Origin of the sequence: Streptococcus pseudopneumoniae (assembly GCF_001076775.1) — a bacterium.
In the GTDB taxonomy this organism is placed as follows: Bacteria; Bacillota; Bacilli; order Lactobacillales; family Streptococcaceae; genus Streptococcus; species Streptococcus pseudopneumoniae_G.
The window spans coordinates 1-22232 of the sequence record NZ_JVGV01000009.1 but is presented as its reverse complement, the minus strand read 5'-3'; the positions used below and the strand labels follow the sequence as shown (position 1 = coordinate 22232).

The 22232-nt window shown below is 40.7% G+C and carries 24 protein-coding genes and 2 tRNA genes; 14 read left to right on the top strand and 12 right to left on the bottom strand.

The genetic code is table 11. The annotated features are described in order from the left end of the window. The first annotated feature begins 23 nt into the window (after window positions 1-23). Window positions 24-1372, top strand: a protein-coding gene (locus tag ADJ60_RS10955; RefSeq protein WP_152907437.1) for an IS3 family transposase whose coding sequence is annotated in 2 segments (ribosomal slippage) — window positions 24-465 and window positions 465-1372 — 1350 coding nt in all. Because the reading frame shifts where the segments join, the coding sequence is not laid out codon by codon here. Between the two features lie 44 nt (window positions 1373-1416). On the opposite strand, the gene ADJ60_RS02040 is transcribed toward ADJ60_RS10955, so the two are convergent. Together ADJ60_RS02040 and ADJ60_RS02035 are read right to left on the bottom strand one after the other, a co-directional pair. Next, window positions 1417-2112, bottom strand: coding sequence for an LrgB family protein (locus tag ADJ60_RS02040; protein WP_001288952.1), 696 nt, complete (start codon window positions 2110-2112; stop codon window positions 1417-1419). Further along, window positions 2109-2483, bottom strand: coding sequence for a CidA/LrgA family protein (locus ADJ60_RS02035; RefSeq protein ID WP_000781325.1), 375 nt, complete (start codon window positions 2481-2483; stop codon window positions 2109-2111). The genes ADJ60_RS02040 and ADJ60_RS02035 overlap by 4 nt, the downstream gene beginning before the upstream one ends. Before the next feature lie 282 nt (window positions 2484-2765). Between ADJ60_RS02035 and ADJ60_RS02030 the strand changes: the two genes are divergently transcribed. The 7 genes from ADJ60_RS02030 to queF all read left to right on the top strand — a co-directional run bounded on the left by ADJ60_RS02030 (window position 2766) and on the right by queF (window position 6315). After that, on the top strand, window positions 2766-3146 hold the full coding sequence (locus ADJ60_RS02030; protein WP_049543100.1) for a MarR family winged helix-turn-helix transcriptional regulator: 381 nt from the start codon (window positions 2766-2768) through the stop codon (window positions 3144-3146). A gap of 99 nt (window positions 3147-3245) precedes the next feature. Beyond that, on the top strand, window positions 3246-3467 hold the full coding sequence (locus tag ADJ60_RS02025; RefSeq protein WP_000570249.1) for a DUF4649 family protein: 222 nt from the start codon (window positions 3246-3248) through the stop codon (window positions 3465-3467). Between the two features lie 16 nt (window positions 3468-3483). Then, window positions 3484-3798 carry a thioredoxin gene (gene trxA / locus ADJ60_RS02020; RefSeq protein WP_001029581.1) on the top strand — a complete coding sequence of 105 codons (315 nt, stop codon included), beginning with the start codon at window positions 3484-3486 and terminating at the stop codon, window positions 3796-3798. Between the two features lie 201 nt (window positions 3799-3999). Beyond that, window positions 4000-4653, top strand: coding sequence for a 7-cyano-7-deazaguanine synthase QueC (queC, locus tag ADJ60_RS02015; protein WP_049543097.1), 654 nt, complete (start codon window positions 4000-4002; stop codon window positions 4651-4653). Next, complete coding sequence (gene queD / locus ADJ60_RS02010; protein WP_049543095.1) at window positions 4653-5096, top strand: 6-carboxytetrahydropterin synthase QueD; 444 nt, start codon at window positions 4653-4655, stop codon at window positions 5094-5096. Before queC ends, queD begins: the two co-directional genes overlap by 1 nt. After that, window positions 5089-5805, top strand: a complete 717-nt coding sequence (gene queE / locus ADJ60_RS11600; RefSeq protein ID WP_049543093.1) for a 7-carboxy-7-deazaguanine synthase QueE — start codon at window positions 5089-5091, stop codon at window positions 5803-5805. Before queD ends, queE begins: the two co-directional genes overlap by 8 nt. Before the next feature lie 18 nt (window positions 5806-5823). Continuing rightward, the gene (gene queF / locus ADJ60_RS11595) at window positions 5824-6315 is read left to right on the top strand and encodes a preQ(1) synthase (protein WP_000082575.1); all 492 of its coding nucleotides are present in this window, start codon (window positions 5824-5826) and stop codon (window positions 6313-6315) included. 163 nt (window positions 6316-6478) lie between these two features. Here queF and ADJ60_RS01995 read toward each other — a convergent pair whose 3' ends face one another. Beyond that, a complete protein-coding gene (locus ADJ60_RS01995; protein ID WP_049543091.1) occupies window positions 6479-7147 on the bottom strand; it encodes an MIP/aquaporin family protein in 669 nt (222 codons plus the stop codon). Window positions 7148-7402: 255 nt separating this feature from the next. Between ADJ60_RS01995 and ADJ60_RS01990 the strand changes: the two genes are divergently transcribed. Beyond that, a complete protein-coding gene (locus ADJ60_RS01990) occupies window positions 7403-8167 on the top strand; it encodes a (S)-acetoin forming diacetyl reductase (RefSeq protein WP_000048147.1) in 765 nt (254 codons plus the stop codon). A gap of 107 nt (window positions 8168-8274) precedes the next feature. Here the strand turns inward: ADJ60_RS01990 and ADJ60_RS01985 are convergent, their stop codons facing one another. The 7 genes from ADJ60_RS01985 to ADJ60_RS01950 form a co-directional block, all read right to left on the bottom strand. Further along, entirely contained in the window at window positions 8275-9066 is a 792-nt protein-coding gene (locus ADJ60_RS01985) for a DUF2785 domain-containing protein (RefSeq protein WP_049543088.1), read from the bottom strand. Window positions 9067-9318: 252 nt separating this feature from the next. After that, window positions 9319-11115, bottom strand: coding sequence for an oligoendopeptidase F (gene pepF / locus ADJ60_RS01975; protein WP_049543085.1), 1797 nt, complete (start codon window positions 11113-11115; stop codon window positions 9319-9321). Window positions 11116-11125: 10 nt separating this feature from the next. Next, on the bottom strand, window positions 11126-11869 hold the full coding sequence (locus ADJ60_RS01970; protein ID WP_049543082.1) for a 16S rRNA (uracil(1498)-N(3))-methyltransferase: 744 nt from the start codon (window positions 11867-11869) through the stop codon (window positions 11126-11128). A 1-nt stretch (window position 11870) separates the two neighbouring features. Next, window positions 11871-12821 (bottom strand): 50S ribosomal protein L11 methyltransferase, encoded by a 951-nt coding sequence (prmA, locus tag ADJ60_RS01965; protein WP_049543106.1) that lies wholly within the window; start codon window positions 12819-12821, stop codon window positions 11871-11873. A 137-nt stretch (window positions 12822-12958) separates the two neighbouring features. Further along, window positions 12959-13387, bottom strand: a complete 429-nt coding sequence (locus tag ADJ60_RS01960) for an NUDIX hydrolase (RefSeq protein ID WP_049543079.1) — start codon at window positions 13385-13387, stop codon at window positions 12959-12961. Window position 13388: 1 nt separating this feature from the next. Next, window positions 13389-14456, bottom strand: a complete 1068-nt coding sequence (locus ADJ60_RS01955; protein ID WP_049543075.1) for a M50 family metallopeptidase — start codon at window positions 14454-14456, stop codon at window positions 13389-13391. An 18-nt stretch (window positions 14457-14474) separates the two neighbouring features. Then, window positions 14475-14945, bottom strand: coding sequence for a DUF3013 family protein (locus tag ADJ60_RS01950; RefSeq protein ID WP_045605868.1), 471 nt, complete (start codon window positions 14943-14945; stop codon window positions 14475-14477). A 115-nt stretch (window positions 14946-15060) separates the two neighbouring features. Between ADJ60_RS01950 and ADJ60_RS01945 the strand changes: the two genes are divergently transcribed. The 4 genes from ADJ60_RS01945 to ADJ60_RS01930 all read left to right on the top strand — a co-directional run bounded on the left by ADJ60_RS01945 (window position 15061) and on the right by ADJ60_RS01930 (window position 17666). Next, on the top strand, window positions 15061-16332 hold the full coding sequence (locus ADJ60_RS01945; protein WP_049543072.1) for a replication-associated recombination protein A: 1272 nt from the start codon (window positions 15061-15063) through the stop codon (window positions 16330-16332). Between the two features lie 264 nt (window positions 16333-16596). Next, a tRNA-Lys gene (locus ADJ60_RS01940) sits at window positions 16597-16669 on the top strand. 346 nt (window positions 16670-17015) lie between these two features. Further along, window positions 17016-17531: a DUF308 domain-containing protein gene (locus ADJ60_RS01935; RefSeq protein WP_049543070.1), complete on the top strand. Its 516-nt coding sequence runs from the start codon at window positions 17016-17018 to the stop codon at window positions 17529-17531. A 62-nt stretch (window positions 17532-17593) separates the two neighbouring features. Then, a tRNA-Lys gene (locus ADJ60_RS01930) sits at window positions 17594-17666 on the top strand. Window positions 17667-17806: 140 nt separating this feature from the next. Here the strand turns inward: ADJ60_RS01930 and ADJ60_RS01925 are convergent. After that, window positions 17807-18895, bottom strand: coding sequence for an AI-2E family transporter (locus ADJ60_RS01925; protein WP_049491294.1), 1089 nt, complete (start codon window positions 18893-18895; stop codon window positions 17807-17809). 9 nt (window positions 18896-18904) lie between these two features. Continuing rightward, on the bottom strand, window positions 18905-20194 hold the full coding sequence (locus ADJ60_RS01920) for a hypothetical protein (RefSeq protein WP_004256070.1): 1290 nt from the start codon (window positions 20192-20194) through the stop codon (window positions 18905-18907). Window positions 20195-20995: 801 nt separating this feature from the next. On the opposite strand from ADJ60_RS01920, the gene ADJ60_RS01915 reads away from it, so the two are divergent. Beyond that, window positions 20996-22141 (top strand): low temperature requirement protein A, encoded by a 1146-nt coding sequence (locus ADJ60_RS01915; protein ID WP_049543068.1) that lies wholly within the window; start codon window positions 20996-20998, stop codon window positions 22139-22141. Window positions 22142-22232: the final 91 nt, after the last annotated feature.

Here is a 22232-nt window from a genome sequence, read left to right as displayed (position 1 = left end):
CTAACTTTTGGGGTGTTTTTATTATGAAATTAACTTATGATGATAAAGTTCAGATCTATGAACTTAGAAAACAAGGATATAGCTTAGAGAAGCTTTCAAATAAATTTGGGATAAACAATTCTAATATTAGGTACATGATTAAATTGATTGATCGTTATGGAATAGAGTTCGTCAAAAAAGAAAAAAATCGTTACTATTCTCCTGAATTAAAACAAGAAATGATTGATAAAGTCCTACATGAAAACTGGTCTCAAGATAGAGTTTCTCTCGAATATGCTCTCCCAAATCGTGGTATGCTTCCAAATTGGATGGCACAATACAAGAAAAACGGGTATACTATTGTTGAGAAAACAAGAGGGAGAGTACCTAAAATGGGACGTAAACCAAAGAAGAAACCCGAAGAGATGACAGAGTTAGAACGACTTCAAGCAGAAAACGAGTATCTGAGAGCGGAGAATGCTGTCCTAAAAAAGTTGAGAGAACTCCGCTTGAAGGAGGAAAAAGAGAAAGAAGAAAGACAGAAATTGTTCAAGAATTAATCACTGATTTTTCGTTAGATATTCTTCTAAAAACCATTAAACTCGCTCGTTCGACCTACTACTATCATTTGAAACAGCTAGACAAACCAGATAAGGATCAAAAGCTTAAAGCTGAAATTCAAGCTATTTTTACCGAACAAAAAGGAAATTACGGCTATCGTCGAATCCATTTAGAATTAAGAAATCGTGGTTATGTGGTCAATCATAAAAGAGTTCAACGCTTGATGAAAGTGCTCAATTTACAAGCTAGAATCCGCAAGAAACGCAAGTATTCTTCTCATAAAGGAGATGTTGGCAAGAAAGCAGACAACCTTATTCAACGCCAATTTGAAGCAGCTAAACCAATGGAAAAGTGTTATACGGACGTGACAGAATTTGCCATTCCAGCAAGCGCTCAAAAGCTTTACTTATCACCAGTTTTAGATGGCTTTAATAGCGAAATTATCGCCTATAATCTTTCAACTTCACCCAACTTAGAACAAGTAAAAACAATGTTGGAACAAGCATTCACAGAGAAGCGCTACGAGAATACGATTCTCCATAGTGACCAAGGCTGGCAATATCAACACGATTCTTATCATCAGTTTCTAGAGGGTAAGGGAATTCAAGCATCCATGTCACGTAAAGGTAACAGCCCAGACAACGGCATGATGGAATCTTTCTTTGGTATTCTGAAATCGGAGATGTTTTATGGTTATGAGAAGTCATTTGAGTCGCTCAACCAATTGGAACAAGCCATTGTAGACTATATTGATTACTACAACAATAAACGAATTAAGGTAAAACTAAAAGGACTCAGTCCTGTGCAATACAGAACTAAATCCTTCGGATAAATTAATTGTCTAACTTTTTGGGGTCAGTACAAATTCCTTGCTTTTTAACTCAATATCAAACTGGCTACAATAGGGCTGACAAAGACATAGAGAATACCGGTGACACCGATAGCCAAGCCACCCATGGCTCCTGCTACAGAACCATATCGAAAGGCAGTTCCTGTTCCAACTGCGTGGCCTGTTCCTCCAAGGGAAAGTCCGACTGCTACTGGGTCGTCAATTTTCAACCACTTCAAAAGGGTTGGTCCAATCACACTGGTTAAAATCCCAGTCGCCACTACAACAACCAAGGTCACGGTCGTCAAGCCTTGTAATTTTTCTGTGATCCCCACTGCCATGGCGGTTGTCACTGACTTGGGAAAGAGAGAAATGGCTAGGAAAAAGTCCATGCCAAAGATTTTAGCTACAAGGGCTGTGAAAGAGGTATTGACCACTACCGCTAGCAGACTACCAAAGAGAATACTGCGAGCATGGTGCTTCATCAAGTGAAAACTCTTGTAAAGCGGAATCCCTAGAGCCACGGTCGATGGGACAATCAAATTATTCAGATAAACCCCACCTTGGTAGTAATCTTGGTAAGAAATCCCCGTCACCTTTAGAAAGATGATAATAAAAACAGCTGACAAAAGCAAGGGCGTTGTCAATGGATGGGGAAAACGTCTGTAAATCAGCATTCCCACTAGATAGGCTAAGATAGACAGGGCCAGCCCAAACAGGGGATTGGAAACAAATTCACTCATTTAGCATCTCCTTTCTCATAATCTCCCTCAAACCGTCGTTTGATAAACTGAACCACCAAGGCTATGAGGATAATATTGATGACTGCTGCAAAAAAGACAATCAAAACAATTGGCAAAAGATAGGGAGCAATCACATCAAACTTCTCCATGATTCCCACTGCTGGCGGTAAAAAGAGAATGGTCATATTGGCCAGCAAGAAATTCCCCACCATGTTGACATGCCTAGTTCTCAGCCACTTGAATTGTAGGGCTAGAAAAAGAATAATCAAACCGATAATACTGCCTGGGATGGGCAAATGAAAGAAACTAGAGATTCCCTCTCCGATTAGAGAAATCACAAAGAGAATCATTAATTGAACATATAATTTCATCCTAAACTCCACGAAATAGACTTCTTGCATACCAGTTTACTCTTTTTTCAGAAAATTTCAAGGAAATGCACAAGAGTTGATGAAAGTTTGAGAAGAAAGGGGATACAAACAATTCTTGACTTGTGAAAACAGGCATGATTTAGGATAAAAGATGCCAGCGTCTTTCTTGCCAGCTCTTTTGAAAAGTAGTATAATTATTGCATGCGCAATCATCTTGTAATGTGGAGACTGTCCGTTAATGGACATTCTTCTATTTACAACTCTAAAAAGAAAGGAGATACTATGACCTATTTGGAAAAATGGTTTGACTTCAATCGTCGTCAGAAAGAAATTGAAAGTCTCTTGGAAGAGACTATTGCCCAGCAGAGCGAGCAAAGTCTGACCTTGAAAGAATTCTACCTGCTCTACTATCTGGACTTGGCTCAAGAAAAATCTCTACGCCAGATTGACCTGCCAGACAAACTTCATCTGAGTCCGAGCGCTGTTTCTCGGATGGTGGCTCGCTTGGAAGCTAAAAATTGCGGTCTGCTTAGTCGCAGGTGTTGTGATCAAGATAGACGCTCTAGTTTTATCTGCCTGACAAGTGATGGGCAAAAGACACTGGCCTCTCTACAGAAAGCTGTCGAAGCAAGCTTGGAAACTAGTTTGGATTTCTTGATTTAAGATGATTTTAGAAAAAAGTTGCGTGCGCAATCATTTTTCTTGACATTCTCTTTTACAAGGAGTAAAATAAAATCATCATTAAACAAAGGAGTTTTAAATATGATTGAAATTACCTATCTAGATGCCAGCAAGAACGAAAGAACTGTAACCTTCGATTCTTATGAAGACTTTGATCGTTCACAACAAGCTTGCCTTATCGGCGTCGCAGACTACTACCCTGTCCAAAAATTAACTTACAACGGTCATGATTTGGACTATCATGGAACTTATGGAGATATCTTCTTCTATCTCAAGAAACAAGATTTAAGCCAATATAACTAAAAAAAGGAGAAATACAATGGCAAAAGCAATTACAGATGCAACATTTGAACAAGAAACAAAAGACGGTTTGGTCTTGGTAGACTTTTGGGCAACTTGGTGTGGTCCATGTCGTATGCAAGGTCCGATCTTGGATAAATTGTCTGAAGAACTTTCAGAAGATGTTTTGAAAATCGTTAAAATGGATGTTGATGAAAATCCAAACACAGCTCGTGCCTTTGGAATCATGTCCATTCCAACCCTTCTCTTCAAAAAAGACGGCCAAGTTGTCAAACAAGTTGCTGGTGTACACACAGCAGAACAAATCAAGGCCATCGTTGCTGAATTGAGCTAATCATACTAGAGACCAAGCACTTGCTTTGGTCTCTTTTTTCTTGCCCTTTGCCATTTTTCAAAAAATATGCTAGACTATAGGTAGAATATTACGATGTTTGGGACACGCCATCGCTAAAAAAAACCTCGATTTGGTATTTTTTAGCTCCCTCATGGGAGCTTTTTGCGTGCTCTAAACATTTCCCATTTTGGAAGGAGTACTATGAAACGTCAATCAGCCTTGGTCGTCTTTAGTGGCGGTCAAGATTCTACAACCTGCCTCTTTTGGGCTAAAGAACACTATGAAACGGTCGAAGCCGTTACCTTTGCCTACGGCCAACGCCATCATCTCGAAATTCAAGTTGCTAGAGAAATCGCCAAGGAACAGGGGATTCGTCATCATATCCTAGATATGTCTCTGCTGGGCCAAATCACTGAAAACGCCTTGACTTCTGATCTAGAGATTGAGCAAAAAGAGGGAGAGGTTCCCAATACCTTCGTTGACGGTCGCAACCACCTCTTTCTGTCCTTTGCGGCAGTTCTTGCCAAGCAACGAGGTATTAAAGATATCGTGACAGGTGTCTGCGAGACAGACTTCTCAGGCTACCCCGATTGTCGAGATGTCTTTGTCAAATCCCTTAATGTTACCCTCAACCTTGCTATGGATTACGACTTTGTTATCCAAACACCTCTCATGTGGCTAGACAAGGCTGAAACTTGGGGATTAGCCGACCAACTCGGTGCCTTTGACTATGTTCGTGAAAAGACCTTGACCTGCTACAACGGGATTATTGGAAGTGGTTGTGGAGATTGCCCAGCCTGCCACCTACGTCAACATGGTCTAGATGTTTATCTCTCACAGAAAGGAGAGGACTAATGTTTTTTGCACCCAAAGAAATCAAACAGGAAACTGGGGAGTCTCTTGTCTACAATCCTTACAGAACCTTGGTATCAAAAGAATTTACCTTTGATGCTGCCCATCACCTCTTTCACTATGAGGGAAAATGCAAGTCCCTGCACGGCCACACCTATCATCTGCAGATTGCTGTCAGTGGATTTTTAGATGAACGGGGCATGACCTACGATTTCGGAGACATCAAAGCGATCTACAAGAACTACTTAGAGCCCCACTTGGACCATCGTTATCTCAATGAGACTCTGCCTTATATGAACACGACTGCTGAAAATATGGTTTACTGGATTTTCCAAACCATGAGTCAAGAGTTGCCAGACGAACGTGGTCTCCGTTTGGAATATGTTCGCCTCTACGAAACTCCGACTGCCTTTGCGGAGTTTAGACGGGAGTGGTTAGATGACTAGGGAACGTGTCCTCAAACTACCAGTTCTAGAAATTTTTGGCCCAACCTTTCAAGGTGAAGGCCGTGCTATTGGGCAGAAAACCATGTTTGTCCGCACTGCAGGTTGCGACTACCACTGCGACTGGTGCGACTCTGCCTTTACATGGGATGGCTCTGAAAAACCAACTCGTATGACTGCTGACGAAGTCATTGCTGCCTTGGATAAATTGGGGAACTACGACTATGTCACCCTGTCTGGGGGAAATCCTGCTATCCTAGCAGCCAACATGGCCGAATTGGTCACCAAGCTCAAGGAACGCGGTGTTACTCTGGCTGTTGAAACTCAAGGCTCTCGCTGGCAAAATTGGTTAAAAAACATCGACCAGGTTACTCTCAGTCCCAAACCTCCTTCATCCAAGATGGAAGTCAACTTTGAGACCCTGGACTTTATCGTTTCCCAACTGGATCCAGACAAGGTCACCTTTAAAATCCCTGTCTTTGACGATGCAGATTTGGCCTTTGCCAGAGGCATACAAGAACGCTACCAACCAGATGTCCTCTTCTTATCGGCTGGAAATCCTGAGCCCAAGGCCACAGGTAATATTGTCCAAGACCAATTGGATCGTCTCAAAGAACTCTGGGAACGCATCGCTGCCGACGATAGCTGGGGCAATGTCCGCGTCCTTCCTCAACTGCATACCCTCCTCTACGATAATCAACGTGGTGTTTAAGATTAGAAAGAAAAAATCATGTCACAACAAGAAGAAATGAAAAACCTCAGCCTACTGGGCAACAAAGAAACCAACTACATCTTTGACTATCAACCAGATGTCCTCGAATCTTTTGACAATCGTCATGTGGAAAATGACTATTTCATCAAATTTAACTGTCCTGAATTTACCTCACTGTGTCCAATCACTGCTCAACCAGACTTTGCGACCATTTATATTTCCTACATTCCTGACAAGCTCTGTGTTGAGTCAAAATCCCTCAAACTCTACCTCTTTAGCTACCGAAACCACGGAGATTTCCACGAAAACTGTATCAACACCATCGGGAAAGACTTGGTCAACTTGCTAGACCCTCGCTATTTAGAAGTCTGGGGAAAATTCACTCCGCGCGGTGGCATCTCAATTGATCCCTACTACAACTACGGTAAGCCTGGAACTAAGTATGAAGGATTGGCAGAACAACGCCTCTTCCAACACGACCTCTATCCAGAGAAAATTGACAACCGTTAATACTCTTCGAAAATCAAATTCAAACCGCGTCAACGTCGCCTTGCCGTACTCAAGTACAGCCTGCGGCTAGTTTCCTAGTTTGCCCTTTGATTTTCATTGAGTATAAACAGATAAGAAAAAGCCCTGTTCCTCAAATCGAGGAGCAAGGCTTTTTGAGTTTCAATTATTCTTCTGTTCCAAGGAAGTTTTTAGCAACAAGGGCTGCAAGAATCCCACCAACGATTGGCGCAAGGATGAAAATCCAAACTTGTTGAAGAGCTGCGCCACCTACCAAAACAGCTGGTGCCAAGCTACGAGCTGGGTTTACTGAAAGTCCAGTAATGTTCAATCCCACAAGAATCATCGCCATCAAGGACAAACCGATTACCAAACCAGCAATAGCACCATTTCCCTTGCTTTCTGAAGTCACAGTCATGATAACCAAAACAAACAAGAAAGTTGCGATAACTTCAAACAAGAAACCACTAAAGACAGTGACACCGTTTGCCAAGGCATTTTCACCAAGACTAGCAGTTGACATACCTGAGTTAGACAAGAGGAAGAATACCGCAGCTGACGCAAGAAAAGCTCCAACTACTTGTCCAAGGATGTAGTTTACAAGCTCTGAAGATGACAAACGTTTGTTTACAAACATAGCAATCGAAACAGCTGGGTTCAAGTGAGCACCTGAAACATTTCCGATTGAGTAGGCTGCAACTACGATTGCCAGACCAAAGGCAAAGGCGATTCCAAGGTGACCTAGGCCATCAAGACCATTTCCAAAAACAACAGCTCCTGTTCCGACGAACACAAGCATGAACGTACCGATTAACTCAGCGACAAATTTTTTCATTTTCTTTCTCCTTTTTTCAAAAACTAGATACTAGTCTATAAAAAGAGGGAAAGGGTTTCAAGAGAATTGATTGGAAATTTTCAGGATAAAATTCTATAAAAACGGTAGTGTTTATTTGAAACATTTTTTCTAAAGGTATATACTATCAATATAGTTCTAATAAGTTTTTTATTCCCTAATTTGAACTAATTTTTACAACTTTGCTGTTCTTTTATGAACGTTTGAATGGTATCGTGGATACCAAGGAGGAATCATATGTCTAAAGTTGCTATTGTCACAGGTGCAGGTCAAGGAATCGGTTTTGCAATCGCAAAACGATTGGTTCAAGATGGCTTTAAGGTAGGAGTATTAGACTACAATCCCGAAACAGCTGAAAAAGCTGTTGCCGAATTATCAGCTGAAAATGCCTTTGCTGTCGTAGCTGATGTTTCGAAACAGGCAGAAGTTGCCCAAGCATTTCAAAAAGTTGTTGACCATTTTGGTGATTTGAATGTTGTCGTAAATAACGCTGGTGTTGCTCCAACTACTCCTCTTGATACAATTACTGAGGAACAATTTACACGCACTTTCGGTATCAACGTCGGTGGTGTCATTTGGGGTTCACAAGCTGCACAAGCGCAATTTAAAGCACTTGGCCATGGAGGTAAAATTATCAACGCAACCTCTCAAGCCGGTGTAGTGGGCAATCCAAATCTAACTGTTTATGGTGGAACAAAATTTGCTGTTCGCGGAATCACGCAAACATTAGCACGTGATTTAGCAGACTCAGGCATAACTGTTAACGCCTACGCACCAGGTATTGTGAAAACACCAATGATGTACGATATCGCTCATGAAGTCGGTAAAAATGCAGGAAAAGATGACGAATGGGGTATGCAGACATTTGCAAAAGATATTACTCTAAAACGTCTATCTGAACCAGAAGATGTGGCTGCAGCCGTCAGCTTCCTTGCAGGACCAGATTCAAACTACATTACAGGACAAACCATTATCGTTGATGGTGGTATGCAATTCCATTAAGATACAGGAAAAGAGGTTGGAAAATGATTCAACCTCTTTTATTAGTCTTCATTATTAGTTAGGAGGATACAATAGAAACTCTTTCAAAAAGTAATATTAGCTTATCCCTAGTTTTGAAAAGACTGGATAGCTTCTTTCAAGTCATCTTGTAAACTATTTCTCTGGTCAAGTTGGACATAGACTTCCAACAGACAGGATCTGAAGTTGGAAAATTTATAAAAATCTTCCCTTTCTTCTATCGGAAAGTCAACAGCTTTTATCCAAGAAGCTACTTGCTCTTGCTCCAACTTCCCTTGTAAAATAGGTTCATAGATCACTCTTGCTAAACGCCAATCCTCATCATCTGTAAAACGAATGGAAATTCTTTTAAATAGTTGGCCAAGTATCTCAAATACTTCATGAATTCTGTTTTTAGGAAAGTCTGGATGACAAACCACCTCTGTCAGTAAATCGGCTCCATGTGCAAAAGCATGAACCCAACCATACTGACTTGAAAAACCCGTTGTATCCTTTTCTTTTGAAAGATAGTACAAACCTTGATTTAAAAGGACATTGCGAATTTCTGCTTTTAATCCCTGATAAAAAACCGATTGCTGGTTGGCGTCCGCCGACAAGAGATTTGCATAAATAAGCGCCCTAAAAGAACGTTCGAGTGTTGGCAGGCCTATCTTATCAATCTCTTTGTCTAGTCCTCCATCAGCTGAGACCACATCAGCAATGAAATGAAATTGTTCCTGTGTAAATAGCTCTTCCTGAATCCCTCTAGCAAAGCTTGTAAAAACAAGGTCATCACGAATTTCTGGAGAAGGATCTCCCAAATGATCAAGCAACCACTGGATTTCTTCATCATGATAACTTGGTTTTTCTTCTGCTATTTTTCTAAGTAACTCTTGATACATGATCAATACCTCTAGATTTCTAACAACTGTTCAAAAAACTGTCCTTAGGTGACTTAATATTGAATTCTCAATTAAACAAAATCTGATATATAATGAAGTAAATAACTATCAATACCAACTCTAGAGCAAGTTCAAATTTAACATCACGACCTTCAACGGCGTTTTTGAAAATAGCTACAGCTAAGCCAAATATAATGACGCTTAACAATCCAGATATCATCAGCATAAGAATCACCTACTTTTCTATTCCCCCTACTCTCCCAACTGGGCACTGTAGGCGATAATCTGGTCAACTGTGTCAGACAAGAATTGGATTGTATCACGGAGTGGTTTATCTGTTGAGATATCAGCACCGATAATCATGGCTGACTCAAGCGGTGTCTTGCTGCCACCTGATTTGAGGAGGTTGAGCCAGTCTTCAGCTCCAGTTTCTGAATGTTTCAGATGAAGGTAACCAGCAGTCGAGATGACAAGTCCTGCTGAGTAAGTATAGCTATATAAGCCCATGTAGTAGTGAGCTTGGCGCATCCAAGTGAGTGCTGCATCGTCATCAATTTCAATGGCATTACCCCAGAAATCCGTCAAAACTTCCTTCATAATGCTGTTGAGTTTACTTGCTCCAAAGGTCTCTCCTTCTTCAATCAATGTATACACCTTACGCTGGAAGGCTGCTTCCAAGAGGTGGGTAATGAAATTATGGAAGTAGGTATCTGTCAAGCGGTGGGCAAGAGCGAAGCGTTTTTGACGCGGATCGTCAGACTGGTGTTCCAAGTAATCACTTAAAAGCAATTCATTGAAGGTTGACGGCGCTTCGACATAGTAAGTAGACATGTGGGCGTTGAAGTAACTTTGGTGATTGTCTGAAAAGATGAATTGACCAGAATGCCCAATTTCATGAATCAGGGTATAGACATCGCTCAAACGACCTGTCCAACTCATGAGGACATAAGGGTGCACGCGATATGGATCCGCCGCATAACCACCAGAATCCTTACCACTATTGGCAGCAAAGTCCACCCAGCGCTCTTCTTGATAGCGAGCAACTTCCTGACAATATTCTTGCCCCAAAGGCTCTACCGACTTCATGACCAAATCATAGGCGTCGTCAATAGTCACTTCAGGATTAAGGGCGCTGTCCAAGTCCAATTTCCAGTCTGCAAAGGTCATCTTTTCAAGACCATTCACCTTGGCAACATGCTTGAGGTATCTCTGAGCAACCGGCGCAAAATCCTTCATGATGAGGTCAATCTGGCGGTCAAACATGGCACGGTCCACTTCTTGTTCAGCCAGAAGATAATCAAAGACGGAGTCGTAACCCTTCATATCTGCCAATAGTTTTTCAGACTTAACCTGAGCTAGATAGGCTGCAGCAGCCGTATTTTGGTGCTTACGAAGACCTTCTGAGAAGGAACGGAAAGATTTCTCACGAACCTCAGCATCCTCATGATTTTGGTAGAAATTTTCATAGGTCACAAAGCTGTTTTTGTAGGTCTTGCCATGAGCTTCAAAGTCAGCCATTTCGAAATCCCCAGCTCGCATCTTAGTGTAAATATCCTGTGGACTGTAGAAAACTTCACCGAGATTGGTCAAGGCCTTCTCCACATCAGCCCCTAAATAGTGGGCTTTTTTGATTTTGGCATGACGAATAGCTGCCGTCAAGTGAGGCAATTTACCCAAACGGTCCAAGACTTCCTCATCAGCTTCCACCAAGGCATCGTCAAAGAAGGTCAAGGCTACGCTGGCATCTGTTTCAAATTCCATCCCAGCTTGGGCAATATTGGCAAATTCGTCATTGCTATAGTCTGTCGTCTGAGGCATAAATCCATAGTTTCCAATATGGCTCATCTGAATGTAGATTTGTTCCAATTCCGCAAAGGCCTTCTCGAAATCCTCAAAAGTGTGAAGATTGTCCTTGTAATCACGTCTAAACTGGTTGATGTCTTCGCGAGACTTCTCGATTGCACGCAAGAAATCCTCACGGTCTTGGTATAGGGCTGTTAAATCCCAAAGTTCCTTTTCTGGAAATTCTGAACGGTGTTTTTGTTCCATCTTCTTCCTCTTATTTCTCTAATTCTAATAAAACACTAAGGGCTGATAAAGCGTAAAGTGGTGCTGTTTCTGCTCGCAAAATACGAGGACCAAGACCTGCCAAGACTGCTCCCTTAGCTTCAAAACTTTCGATTTCTGCAGGTGACAGACCACCTTCTGGTCCAAAGATAAAGAGCAGTTTGGCTCCTTTTTCAAGACCAGAGACCGCTTGTAAGAGCGCAGCGGCTTCACCTTCTTTGGCCGACTCTTCATAAGCCACTACGATGCGGTCAAACTGGTCAAGTTGGGCTAGAAAATCTGCTTTCTTCTCAAAAAGCTGAATACTTGGAACGATATTACGCTTGCTTTGCTCTGCCGCTCCAAGGGCAATTTTTTCTAGTTTTTCAACCTTTTTACCCAATTTCTTGCCATCCCATTTGGCGACCGACCAATCGGCAGGAAAGGCCCAGATTTGGCTGGCACCCAGTTCGGTTACTTTTTGAGTAATGAACTCCAGCTTGTCTCCCTTAGGAAAGCCAGATGCAATGGTCACTTGAACGGGCAGTTCCACATTATTAGCCAATTCTTGGATCAACTCAAACTGACGGGCTTCCACATCCAACACACGCGCCAAGCGCTTAATTCCATCATCAAAGACCAAAGTAACCTCATCATCTTCTTTCAAGCGCATAACCTGAAACATATGCTTGATAGTTTCCTTGTCCTCGATGGTGACAGGAGAGATAGCACTTCCTTTGACAAAATACTGTTGCATGTTAGCCTCCAATCACACCTGAAATATCCTTGGTTTTCTTAAAGACACAGGCATTCCATTCCCCTTGAACCATGTGAGTTTCGAGGAAAAATCCAGCTGACTCAGCCGACTCGCGCACCATGTCCCACTTGTCCTTGATAATTCCACTCATGATGAGGTAGCCTTCATCCTTGACCAAGCGATAAGCATCATCCGTCAGATGAACGAGGATATCCGCCAAGATATTAGCTACAATCACATCTGCCTCAATCTCAACTCCCTTAAGCAAATCTCCTGCTGCTACATGGATGTTTTCCATACCAGGGTTGAGTTCAATATTTTCCTGAGCAACACGAACTGCCACATCATCCAGGTCGTAGGCAAAGATTTCCTTGGCACCAAGTAGCGAGCTGGCAATAGAGAGAACCCCTGAACCAGTACCCACATCTAGCACTGTTTCCCCACCACGAAGAACCTGCTCCAAGGCAAAGAGGCTCATCTTAGTGGTTGGATGGGTCCCCGTACCAAAAGCCATACCTGGATCCAGCTTGATAATCTTTTCCCCAGCAGTCGCCTCATAGTCCGTCCAAGACGGCACGATGGTCAAATCATGAGTGATACGAGCTGGTTCATAGTATTTCTTCCAGTTGTCTGCCCAGTCTTCCTCAGCCAAGGCAGTCGTCCCCATCTTGACCTCTCCCAAGTCCATAAAATCAGTTAGTTCCGCGAGACGGGCCTGCAAGTCTGCCTCAACCGTTGCTACATCAACCGTATCAGGGTAGTAGGCTGTCACTACGATTTCTTCTTGCTGCTCAACCTCTGGGAAAATCTCGCCGAAGCGGTCAACATTTCCCACATAGTCCATACTATCTTCGATCGCAACACCTTGCGCTCCCAGCTCAATCAAGAGATTGGAAACCAACTCCTCTCCCTCACGCTTCACTGTAACTTTTAACTCTTGCCATGTTTCCATATTTAAGATACCAAGCCCGTAAAACACAAAGCCAAAATAGAAACTTCTCTGAAGACGCTTGTGTCTATGAGAAGTTTATCTTTTTGGCACAGTGTTTAGGGCGGGTTCAGTTTAGAAATTTAACCGAACCATCCTTTCTAATCACTTACTTTATAATAATCTTTTAATCTCTCTTGCAAATGAGGTACAACTTGACTGGAACTAAGAAATTCCTCAACATTCATGAGCTGATAACCCTGTCCTTCATCACCAAAGGTGATATTGTCAAATTGCTCCTGTGTCAACAGACCGACTAGAAATACAGATTGTTTATCCGCAAAAAGCATACTTGGATAAACCTTCGCCCAAAGTAGACAATCCTCAGTCAAATGAATTCCCAGTTCTTCATAAACTTCACGCGCCACACATTCAAAAGGACTTTCATCCCCCTCTCGCCCACCACCGGGCAGTTCCCACATATTGGGCCAGGGAATGCTTGCCTTATCATCGCGTAAGATAGTCAGAAGCTTATCTCCACAAAACAAAGCAATCTTACAGCCTGTGAAATCAGAAATCTCTATTTCCATATTAGACTCCTTCGGTTAATTCCTTTTCCAGCTCAGCTAACCAGTTTTGATAATAGATTTTCTCATCCCGTAACATCCGGCTGCTATTCATTTTATGTCTAGCAATCTTCATAGCCTTGTGAGTTTGAACTACATCTTTCTTTACCTTAAATTGATACCAGGCTTGAATGACCTGCATATCTGCTGTTTTAATAGATAAAAAGGATTTGACCCCTCGAATACTTGCATATTCTTCCGCTTTCTTATTATCTCCTTCCATCAGAGCAACTTGAAGAAGGTATATTTGAGAAATAGTTTTAGACATTGGATTATCTGTTTTCTCTAACACAGACTGAAACTGTTGCTTTGCAAGCTCTATATTATCATCCAATATAAATACCAATCCCTGAAGAGTCTGAACACTTTCTGCAAAACTCCCTCTCGCATCCTCATCAACAGGCATGGTAAAGTCTTTCAAGTCATATTCTTGAGGAGCTAACAAGGTCTGGGCAGAATGCCTCAACACCATGTAGGCGTATTTGGTATTTTCAGGGTGTTGTAGCAATTCCCAGATTTTTGCTCCATCGGTGATACCGACTGGCAAAGCATTGTTTAGGAAGAAAGACAAATTAAGAAAAATCCAAGTACCAGCAAAATACCAGCTTCTTGTCAAAAATCCAAACAATATCGCCAATAATATTAAGCTAAGATGAACCATCAAGCCTCCTGAAAGCATCAGGATGATTCTTTGGTCGCTTTCATCTTCTTTCAATCCAATATACTGAGCACCAACATTTTTCATAACGGCTGTTCGACTAAGATAAAACCTGCCTGACTTTTTGGTCAAAAGAAAATGTCCTAATCCAAAAGCCACCAGCCGATAGCCTGTCAAGTAGCCACAAAAAGCATGACCCAGCTCATGAAGAATAAAAATTAAATACATGCTTAGAAGAGCAAAGGAATAACCAATAGTGAAGGCTAAAACTGCGGAATACCCCAACTCTGCAAATGCGATAGTTCCACAAGCAAAAGCTAGCATAATAAAGACAAAGGCTAGCACATAAACCAAATAAGTCCCAATTTTTTTCATAAAACCTCCAACCAACTCCTAGTATCTCGGATAAGGATAAAATTCCCCTTCTTCCAAGCCGACTTTTCCTTCTTCAAAGACTTCTTGGTTCCATTCCATGACAAATTCTTCGGCTTCTGGGTCTTCCAAAAAGTCCATGAGGGCATCTAGTCCAACCTCGGCAGTATCTTTAAGGAATAGCGCAAAATAAGCTAAAAATTCGCGAGAAAATCCTTTTTTAGGCAAGTAAGGGATGACAGTCAAATAGTCTTCCTCATTGACTGTTGATTTGGCTGGATTGTAAAAAAGCACTGCTTCTTCAAAGAGAATGTCATCTGATGAAACCTCTCCATCTTCACCCACCATCTCCACACCTGCAGCATTTTGCGCTTCCAACAGAAAACTCACTTCAACCGCGTGGTTGCGCTTGTCCCAACTAATCTCAAAGTCAAAGGGAAAATTCTTCTCCAACTCTTCCTCTAAAACATCTAAAAATCCGTAAGTTGCCATCTTGTCCTCTTTCTATGCGACTCTTAAATCGCCCCGATTGCTCGGAAATATGCTAAAATAGATACTACCATCTTACCACATATACATCAGAAAATCCACGTTAGAAAGGACTGCTATGCCAGACAATCTCGCGCTTCGCATGCGCCCTAAAACCATCGACCAGGTCATCGGTCAGGAACATCTGGTCGGACCTGGAAAAATCATCCGCCGCATGGTGGAAGCCAACCGTCTGTCCTCCATGATTCTCTACGGACCTCCAGGAATCGGCAAGACCAGTATTGCCTCTGCCATCGCAGGGACGACCAAGTATGCCTTTCGAACTTTCAATGCGACAGTTGATAGTAAAAAACGACTGCAAGAAATCGCCGAAGAGGCGAAATTTTCTGGTGGCCTCGTCCTATTACTAGACGAAATCCATCGTCTTGACAAGACCAAGCAAGACTTTCTTCTTCCACTCTTGGAAAGTGGACTGGTCATCATGATTGGCGCTACGACTGAAAATCCTTTCTTTTCTGTCACTCCTGCCATTCGTAGCCGTGTTCAAATTTTTGAGTTGGAACCTCTGTCTAACCAAGACGTCAAAGAGGCCCTGCAGATAGCTCTAAGTAACCCTGAGCGTGGTTTTGATTTTCCAGTAGAACTAGATGAGGATGCGCTGGATTTCATTGCTACCTCTACAAACGGAGACCTTCGCTCTGCCTTCAACTCACTGGATTTGGCAGTTCTTTCTACTCCTGAGAATGACGAGGGTATCCGCCATATCACTCTAGACATCATGGAAAATAGCCTGCAGCGGAGCTACATTACCATGGACAAAGATGGAGACGGTCACTATGACGTTCTATCTGCCCTGCAAAAGTCTATCCGTGGCTCGGATGTGGATGCCAGTCTTCACTATGCTGCCCGCTTGATTGAGGCTGGTGATTTGCCAAGTCTCGCTCGTCGTTTGACTGTTATCGCTTATGAAGATATCGGTTTGGCCAATCCTGAAGCCCAGATTCACACCGTGACTGCTCTGGATGCTGCACAAAGGATTGGATTCCCAGAAGCCCGCATTCTCATTGCCAATGTCGTGATTGATTTGGCCCTTTCTCCAAAATCCAACTCGGCCTATGTGGCTATGGATAAGGCACTTGCTGACCTCAAAACATCAGGACACTTGCCTATTCCGCGACACCTGCGTGATGGGCACTACAGCGGAAGCAAGGAACTGGGGAATGCCCAAGATTATCTCTATCCACACAACTATCCTGGAAATTGGGTCAAGCAAGACTATCTGCCAGAAAAAATTCGCAATCATCACTATTTCCAAGCAGAAGATACTGGTAAATATGAACGGGCTTTGGCTCAAAGAAAGGAAGCCATCGACCGTTTACGAAAAATCTGAAATCCTTTTCAAAAAATTGCACTTACCTCTTGATTTTTTTTGAAAAAGTGGTATCATATAAACATAGAAACGCTGTGGTGTACGACTTCACACTTAAGTGTTGACCGACTATTTTTTGTATTATTAGGGAAACAAAAGTCTTCTAACAGCATGTAGGCCGTCTCACACGGAAACAGCTTCAGTTAGAGCGAGTTGCCCACCTGCTTAATTGCGCGGGTTCAATACAAACCGTGAAGTTTCGGCACCAATACAGCTTTTTTCTTTGCCTCCTTAGCTCAGCTGGCAGAGCAGCGGACTCTTAATCCGTGGGTCACAGGTTCGATCCCTGTAGGGGGCATCTAAATACAACAGGAAAAGCCTTGATAACCAAGGCTTTTTTGCTTATCTATAACTGATTTGCCTCATCATTTGCCCCACTTTTAAATCTATCTTTTCTTTTTGAACCAAATTACATCTTAACAAATAGTGTAAAGCCAGTTACTTTTGCTTTGATGCCATACAATATTTTCATGTAGAGAAGACAAATTTTATCTTCTCTTTTTATTTTCAAAATAATAAAAACTGATTTTCTTTTCATGAATCAGACTGAAACTTCCAAATTTTCCATTTAGTTTATTGATATTTCCTCTAAAAAGGTGTATAATATTTTTATTATCAGACTATACTATATAGGGGGTATTGAAATGAAATTTTCTAATCGTTTACTGCTATTCCTTGCAGGAGTTGTTTTTGTCCTTTTAGGACTTTTCCTATTTACACACCCAGTAGCTAATCTTGTTGTTTACAGCTGGTGGATTGCATTTGGTTTACTGGTTGCTTCTATAGCAGCTATTTTAGGCTATTTCTCTGTACCAAAAGTGCTTCGCTCACCAGCTCATCTTTTCCAAGGGATTGTTAATCTTCTCTTAGCTCTTTACCTCGTTGCCTATGGCTTTGTGACGCTGCCAGTTGTCATTCCAACTATTTTAGGAATTTGGTTAATTGTAGAAGCCATTATAGCTTTCTTTAAAGGCAATCGTCTGGGATTGATTTTCCCTATTATTGGCAACCGTATCATGTGGATAGCGTTGCTTGCATTTTTACTAGGTCTAGTGATTTTGTTCAATCCAGTAGCTACAAGTGTCTTTGTCGTTTATGTCGTTGCCTTTGCATTTTTAATTGTTGGTTTCACCTATATCCTTGATGCCTTTCGTAAATAATCTAGCTGCCATTTTGGGCATATTAAAATAGCTGGGAAGTTACATTCTCAGCTTTTTCTGTTGCCTCCTTAGCTCAGTTGGTAGAGCAGTAGACTCTTAAGCTATGGGGCGCAGGTTCGAGCCCTGCAGGGGGCACATCTAAATCAACAGAAATAAGCCTTGAAACCAAGGCTTTTTTTAACGTCTAATAGCTTTTTGTAGAAAAGTATTTAAAAATAAAAGAGAAGAGAATCTCTCACTCTCTTCTCAGTATATCTTATTAAATTTAGTTTTTCTTAATCTACCTGATTTTCCTTTGCAACGACAAATTCTTTAACCAGTCGATAGATAACAGCAAATACGGGGGTAAAGAATATCATTCCAAGTAGTCCGAAAAGATTCCCTCCGATACTAGCTGCTGCAAGTGTGAAAAGAGCTGGCAAACCAATAGACTGACCTACAACTTTTGGATAAATAAGGTTTCCTTCAATCAGCTGTATAACTTGATATAGAAGAAGAGAAAGTAAGGCTTGAGTAGGACTCACTGTGAAGATAAAAATCGCTCCCACAACACAAGCAATCATAGGCCCTACATAAGGAATGAACGATAGCACTCCTGCAAAGATACCTGTCATTACTCCATAGGGTATCCCAAACATGCTGTAACCAACCGCTATCATAACTCCTATGATAACTGCTTCAATCAGCTGACTCATCAAAAATTGGTCATAAGTCTCTAGTGCTACTTGTCCAATGTAAGTCAACTTTATCACCACCTTCTCTGGAAGAAAAACTTTTAGAAGTCGACTCGTCATCGCTGCCAAATGTTCCTTACTGGATAAAAATAAAAAGGTGAAGACTATAATCAAAAAGGCATTCATCAAACTTGAAAAAATATTGCCGATATTACTAGTCAGACCTGATAAAAAACCTATCAAAGCTTGGCTAATAGAACTAGATTGTCCCTGTATGCCTGATACGATAGTTGACAACATGTCTTTGGTTACAAATTCCGAGCTGCCTAGCAATTTCCCAAGTTGAGTAAGGACTGTTGAAAGGACTGTTCCCAGCTGACTAATAGTCTGGGCTAGGGTTGGCAGCACCAAAACCAAAAGAGCAATCACGATTAAGATAAGAGCTAGGAAAACAAGCACCATAGCAATCGGACGGCGCAACTCTGCCTTTACCTTCAATTTAACTAAGTACTGTTCAATTTTTTTCATAGGAACATTAAGCACAAAAGCAATAACAGCACCATAAATCAAGGTTGATATTACATCAAAGAGAGAGATTGCTCCTGATATAAAGCTCGATGCATTCAGAATTACAAGAGCAACCAGCCCTATAAAAAGTATTAACGGGGTGTATTTTTTTACTAAGTTCATAAATTCTCCTTAATAAACATGTTTAGATACGACTATACTATTTGGTTTTTCAAACTCTCGATTAAGGTAGGCTTGGTAAGTTCCTGGAGCGATAAATCCTTTGGGTGAGAGGATATCGGTGCCAGCCTGACCGACTATGGTATCAGCCAAGAGCACACAGTTTGTAGATAAGACAAAGTAGGATTTAAACTTAGATTTGATAAATTTATAAAGTTCCCCATCTGTCTCATGTCTGATTTTATAAGCGTAGGTGTAGTCTTCCTTACCATCACCTGTCATGATTTTATCTGCACTTGGCTCCCATGGAATCGTCAGTTGTTTCAATTCAGCCAACTTTTTCTGAACTGCTTTTTCCATTTCAGGCGTCAAATCTATCCCATAACCAAAAAGCGTTTTTTGACTCTCACGTTTACATAGGTCAATGTACTTGTCACGATCACAGAAATATAAGACACCATCTCCTACCATGCCAAATAAGGTCTCAGAAGACGGATCATAGTTGCCATAAGAAATAACACGGCCTTGATAGCAGATATCCACATGACCAATTGCCGAAAACAGAGAGGTCTCAGCTGTATGAACAAAAATTTCAAGCTCCGCTGTCTTACCAGACTTCACTATTCCAAGATGGATATCTTCTTCCTCATCAGCATTTTCCAGCATAAATTTGTTAACTTTTGCTAAAGTTCTTGCAGGGATGAGAGCGGCTAGGACAATAGGTAAGCTAATTCTAATACGACGTTTGAGATGGTTTTTCCCAATTTCCTCCTCAAACAAGAAACCATCACGGATATTGGACACACCATAAAGGAAAAAATAAGCCCCTAATACAAAGAGTTGAAAGACAGAATTTCCTGTAGAGGACAAAAGACTAGTCCCACCAAGAAAAACTAGTACGAGTCCATCTAGTAAGAGACGAAAACGAGGTCGAATTTTGTTTTTGCGGTAGAGAACATAGGTGACAAGGTTAATACTAGCATGAAAAATCTGATAAACTCCAATCACAAGAGCCAAAATATAAATCGGCACATCCGTCGCAAGATTGGAGCCAAGCAAATATCCCAGCACTAACAATTTAACCAGTGCAACTCCCAAGGTGTCCGTTGACTGACTTTTTTTGAAAATACGTAATACTAAATCTAAGACCGTTGCTATCCAAGCTAAAAACAGAACCAGTCGAATAACCTTTACTGGCAACCAAGTCCCCGTGACCATCAAGATGAGACCTAGCAGAACAAACAAGAACCCCTGAGCAAGTAATTTCTTACCTGTCAGACCTAAAGATAGAATTTTCGCCATATAAAAACCTTTCAACAATAAAAATTAAACACTCCGATTAAACTGACTAGTAAATAGCCAACACTACAAACAGCCTGTGCCAGCAACATATGGTGACTAGAAATGACTGTAGTAATGTCACCATCTTGTCTTATGCACTTCTAAAATTTGTTATATTGATTAGAAACCAGAGCTTATAAAAACTAGCTAAACTCGAGAGATAGACACAATTGCGACGAAAAAATGTATAACCAATTCAACTTGTTAAGGTAAGAAAGCATTATTTCCAATCTATTAATTATTCATCTATTACCTATTATGACACAATATTCCCTATAGTTCAACTTTTTACTTGTTTTTATATTACACGGACTAAAAAGTTTTCAACAGTTGATTGCATTTGTTTTAATAAGTTTTAACCTTTCTTGGTTAGATAAAAAAAGAATCATACAGTTTAGAATCTGTATGGTTTTTGCCCCACTTTTGTCCCATTTTTAAATCATGACATTGAAAATACCTAAAATCACTTATATTTCAATATTTTTAATTGCTCTCAATATGAAAGTCCTTTCCAAATCCCTGTAGGGGGCATCTAAATCAACAGGAAAAGCCTTAAAATCAAGGCTTTTTTGTGTAGTCTTAGCACTAAAAAACGATAGAAAAAACACCCCTTCTGAACTGCACCCCAAAAGTTAGACAGAAAAAACCTAACTTTTGTGGCGCAGTTCATTCGCGTCACATGAAGTTATTTAAGCATCTCATTTTTTTTATTACCATTTTCTGTTATAATAAATTGTACTTCTAAAATAGAAAGGTCTTAAGATGACAACTCTTATTAAACATAAACGTGTAGAATTTTCAGAACTTTTTTATGACCTAGTTTTTGTTTTTGCAATTTCAAAAGTAACTACTTTAATTGACCATCTTCATAACGGTATTTTGACTTGGAATTCTTTCCTTGATTTTTTCATTGCTACTTTGTTTCTCATCGATTCCTGGATGATTCAAACCGATTATACCAATCGCTATGGAAAGAACTCTTTATTTAACATAGTAATCATGTTTATCAAAATGGGAATTTTACTCTTTATAGCCAATATGATTGGACCTGATTGGCAACAATATTTTCATTATCTCTGTTGGGCTATTGGTACATTAACCCTTACCTTATTTTTTCAATATTTGGTTGAATTTTTTAGAAAATCAACCGATGATGCTAATCGGGAAAGTATCAAAGGTTTTCTATGGATAACAGGTCTAGGAAGTTTAGGATTCTATCTAGCAGCTCTTCTTCCTATTTACCTTAGAGTCTATATCTTATTTGCTAGTATTCTGCTAACATTTATTATGCCAAGTATCTTGCTTAATAAAGATAAGCATTACCAGGTAAATCTCCCCCATTTAATCGAGCGTATCTCCCTTCTTGTCATTATTATGTTTGGAGAGATGATTACGGAGCTAGCTAACTTCTTTACAATCGAGAATTTCTCGATTTATTCGGTTCTTTATTTCATTATTATGATTTCTCTGTTCTTGTTTTATTTTGGTCAATTCGACCATGCTATTGATGAAAAATCTAATCAAAAGGGACTATTTCTAATTTACAGTCACTATCCTATTTTCATTGGACTTCTTATGATGACCGTTTCGATGAGTTTTCTTCTGAATCCTGAAGCTAATCGTCTCTTTGCAACCAGCTTCTCTTATATCGGATTTGGCCTCTTTCAAGCTGCTGTCCTAGTAAATGGGCCCCATAACAAACACTATCTTCGCTATTCGAAAAGTTACTACTGTGTCCAAGCGACACTCTATCTGGCTGCCTTGATTCTCTCTTTAATCTTTGCTTCTAATCCTATAATAGTAGTGAGTATAACAACCATTTTAGCTCTAGCTATAGTCATTCATTTTATTTATTTTTATATGACACAGAATAAAAAATATTCCAAATCTAACTGGGGGCTCTTTTAATGAGTTTATAACATAAAAAAGCTTTGGGAATGAACTGCACCCCAAAAGTTAGACAGAAAAAATCTAACTTTTGGGGTGTTTTTATTATGAA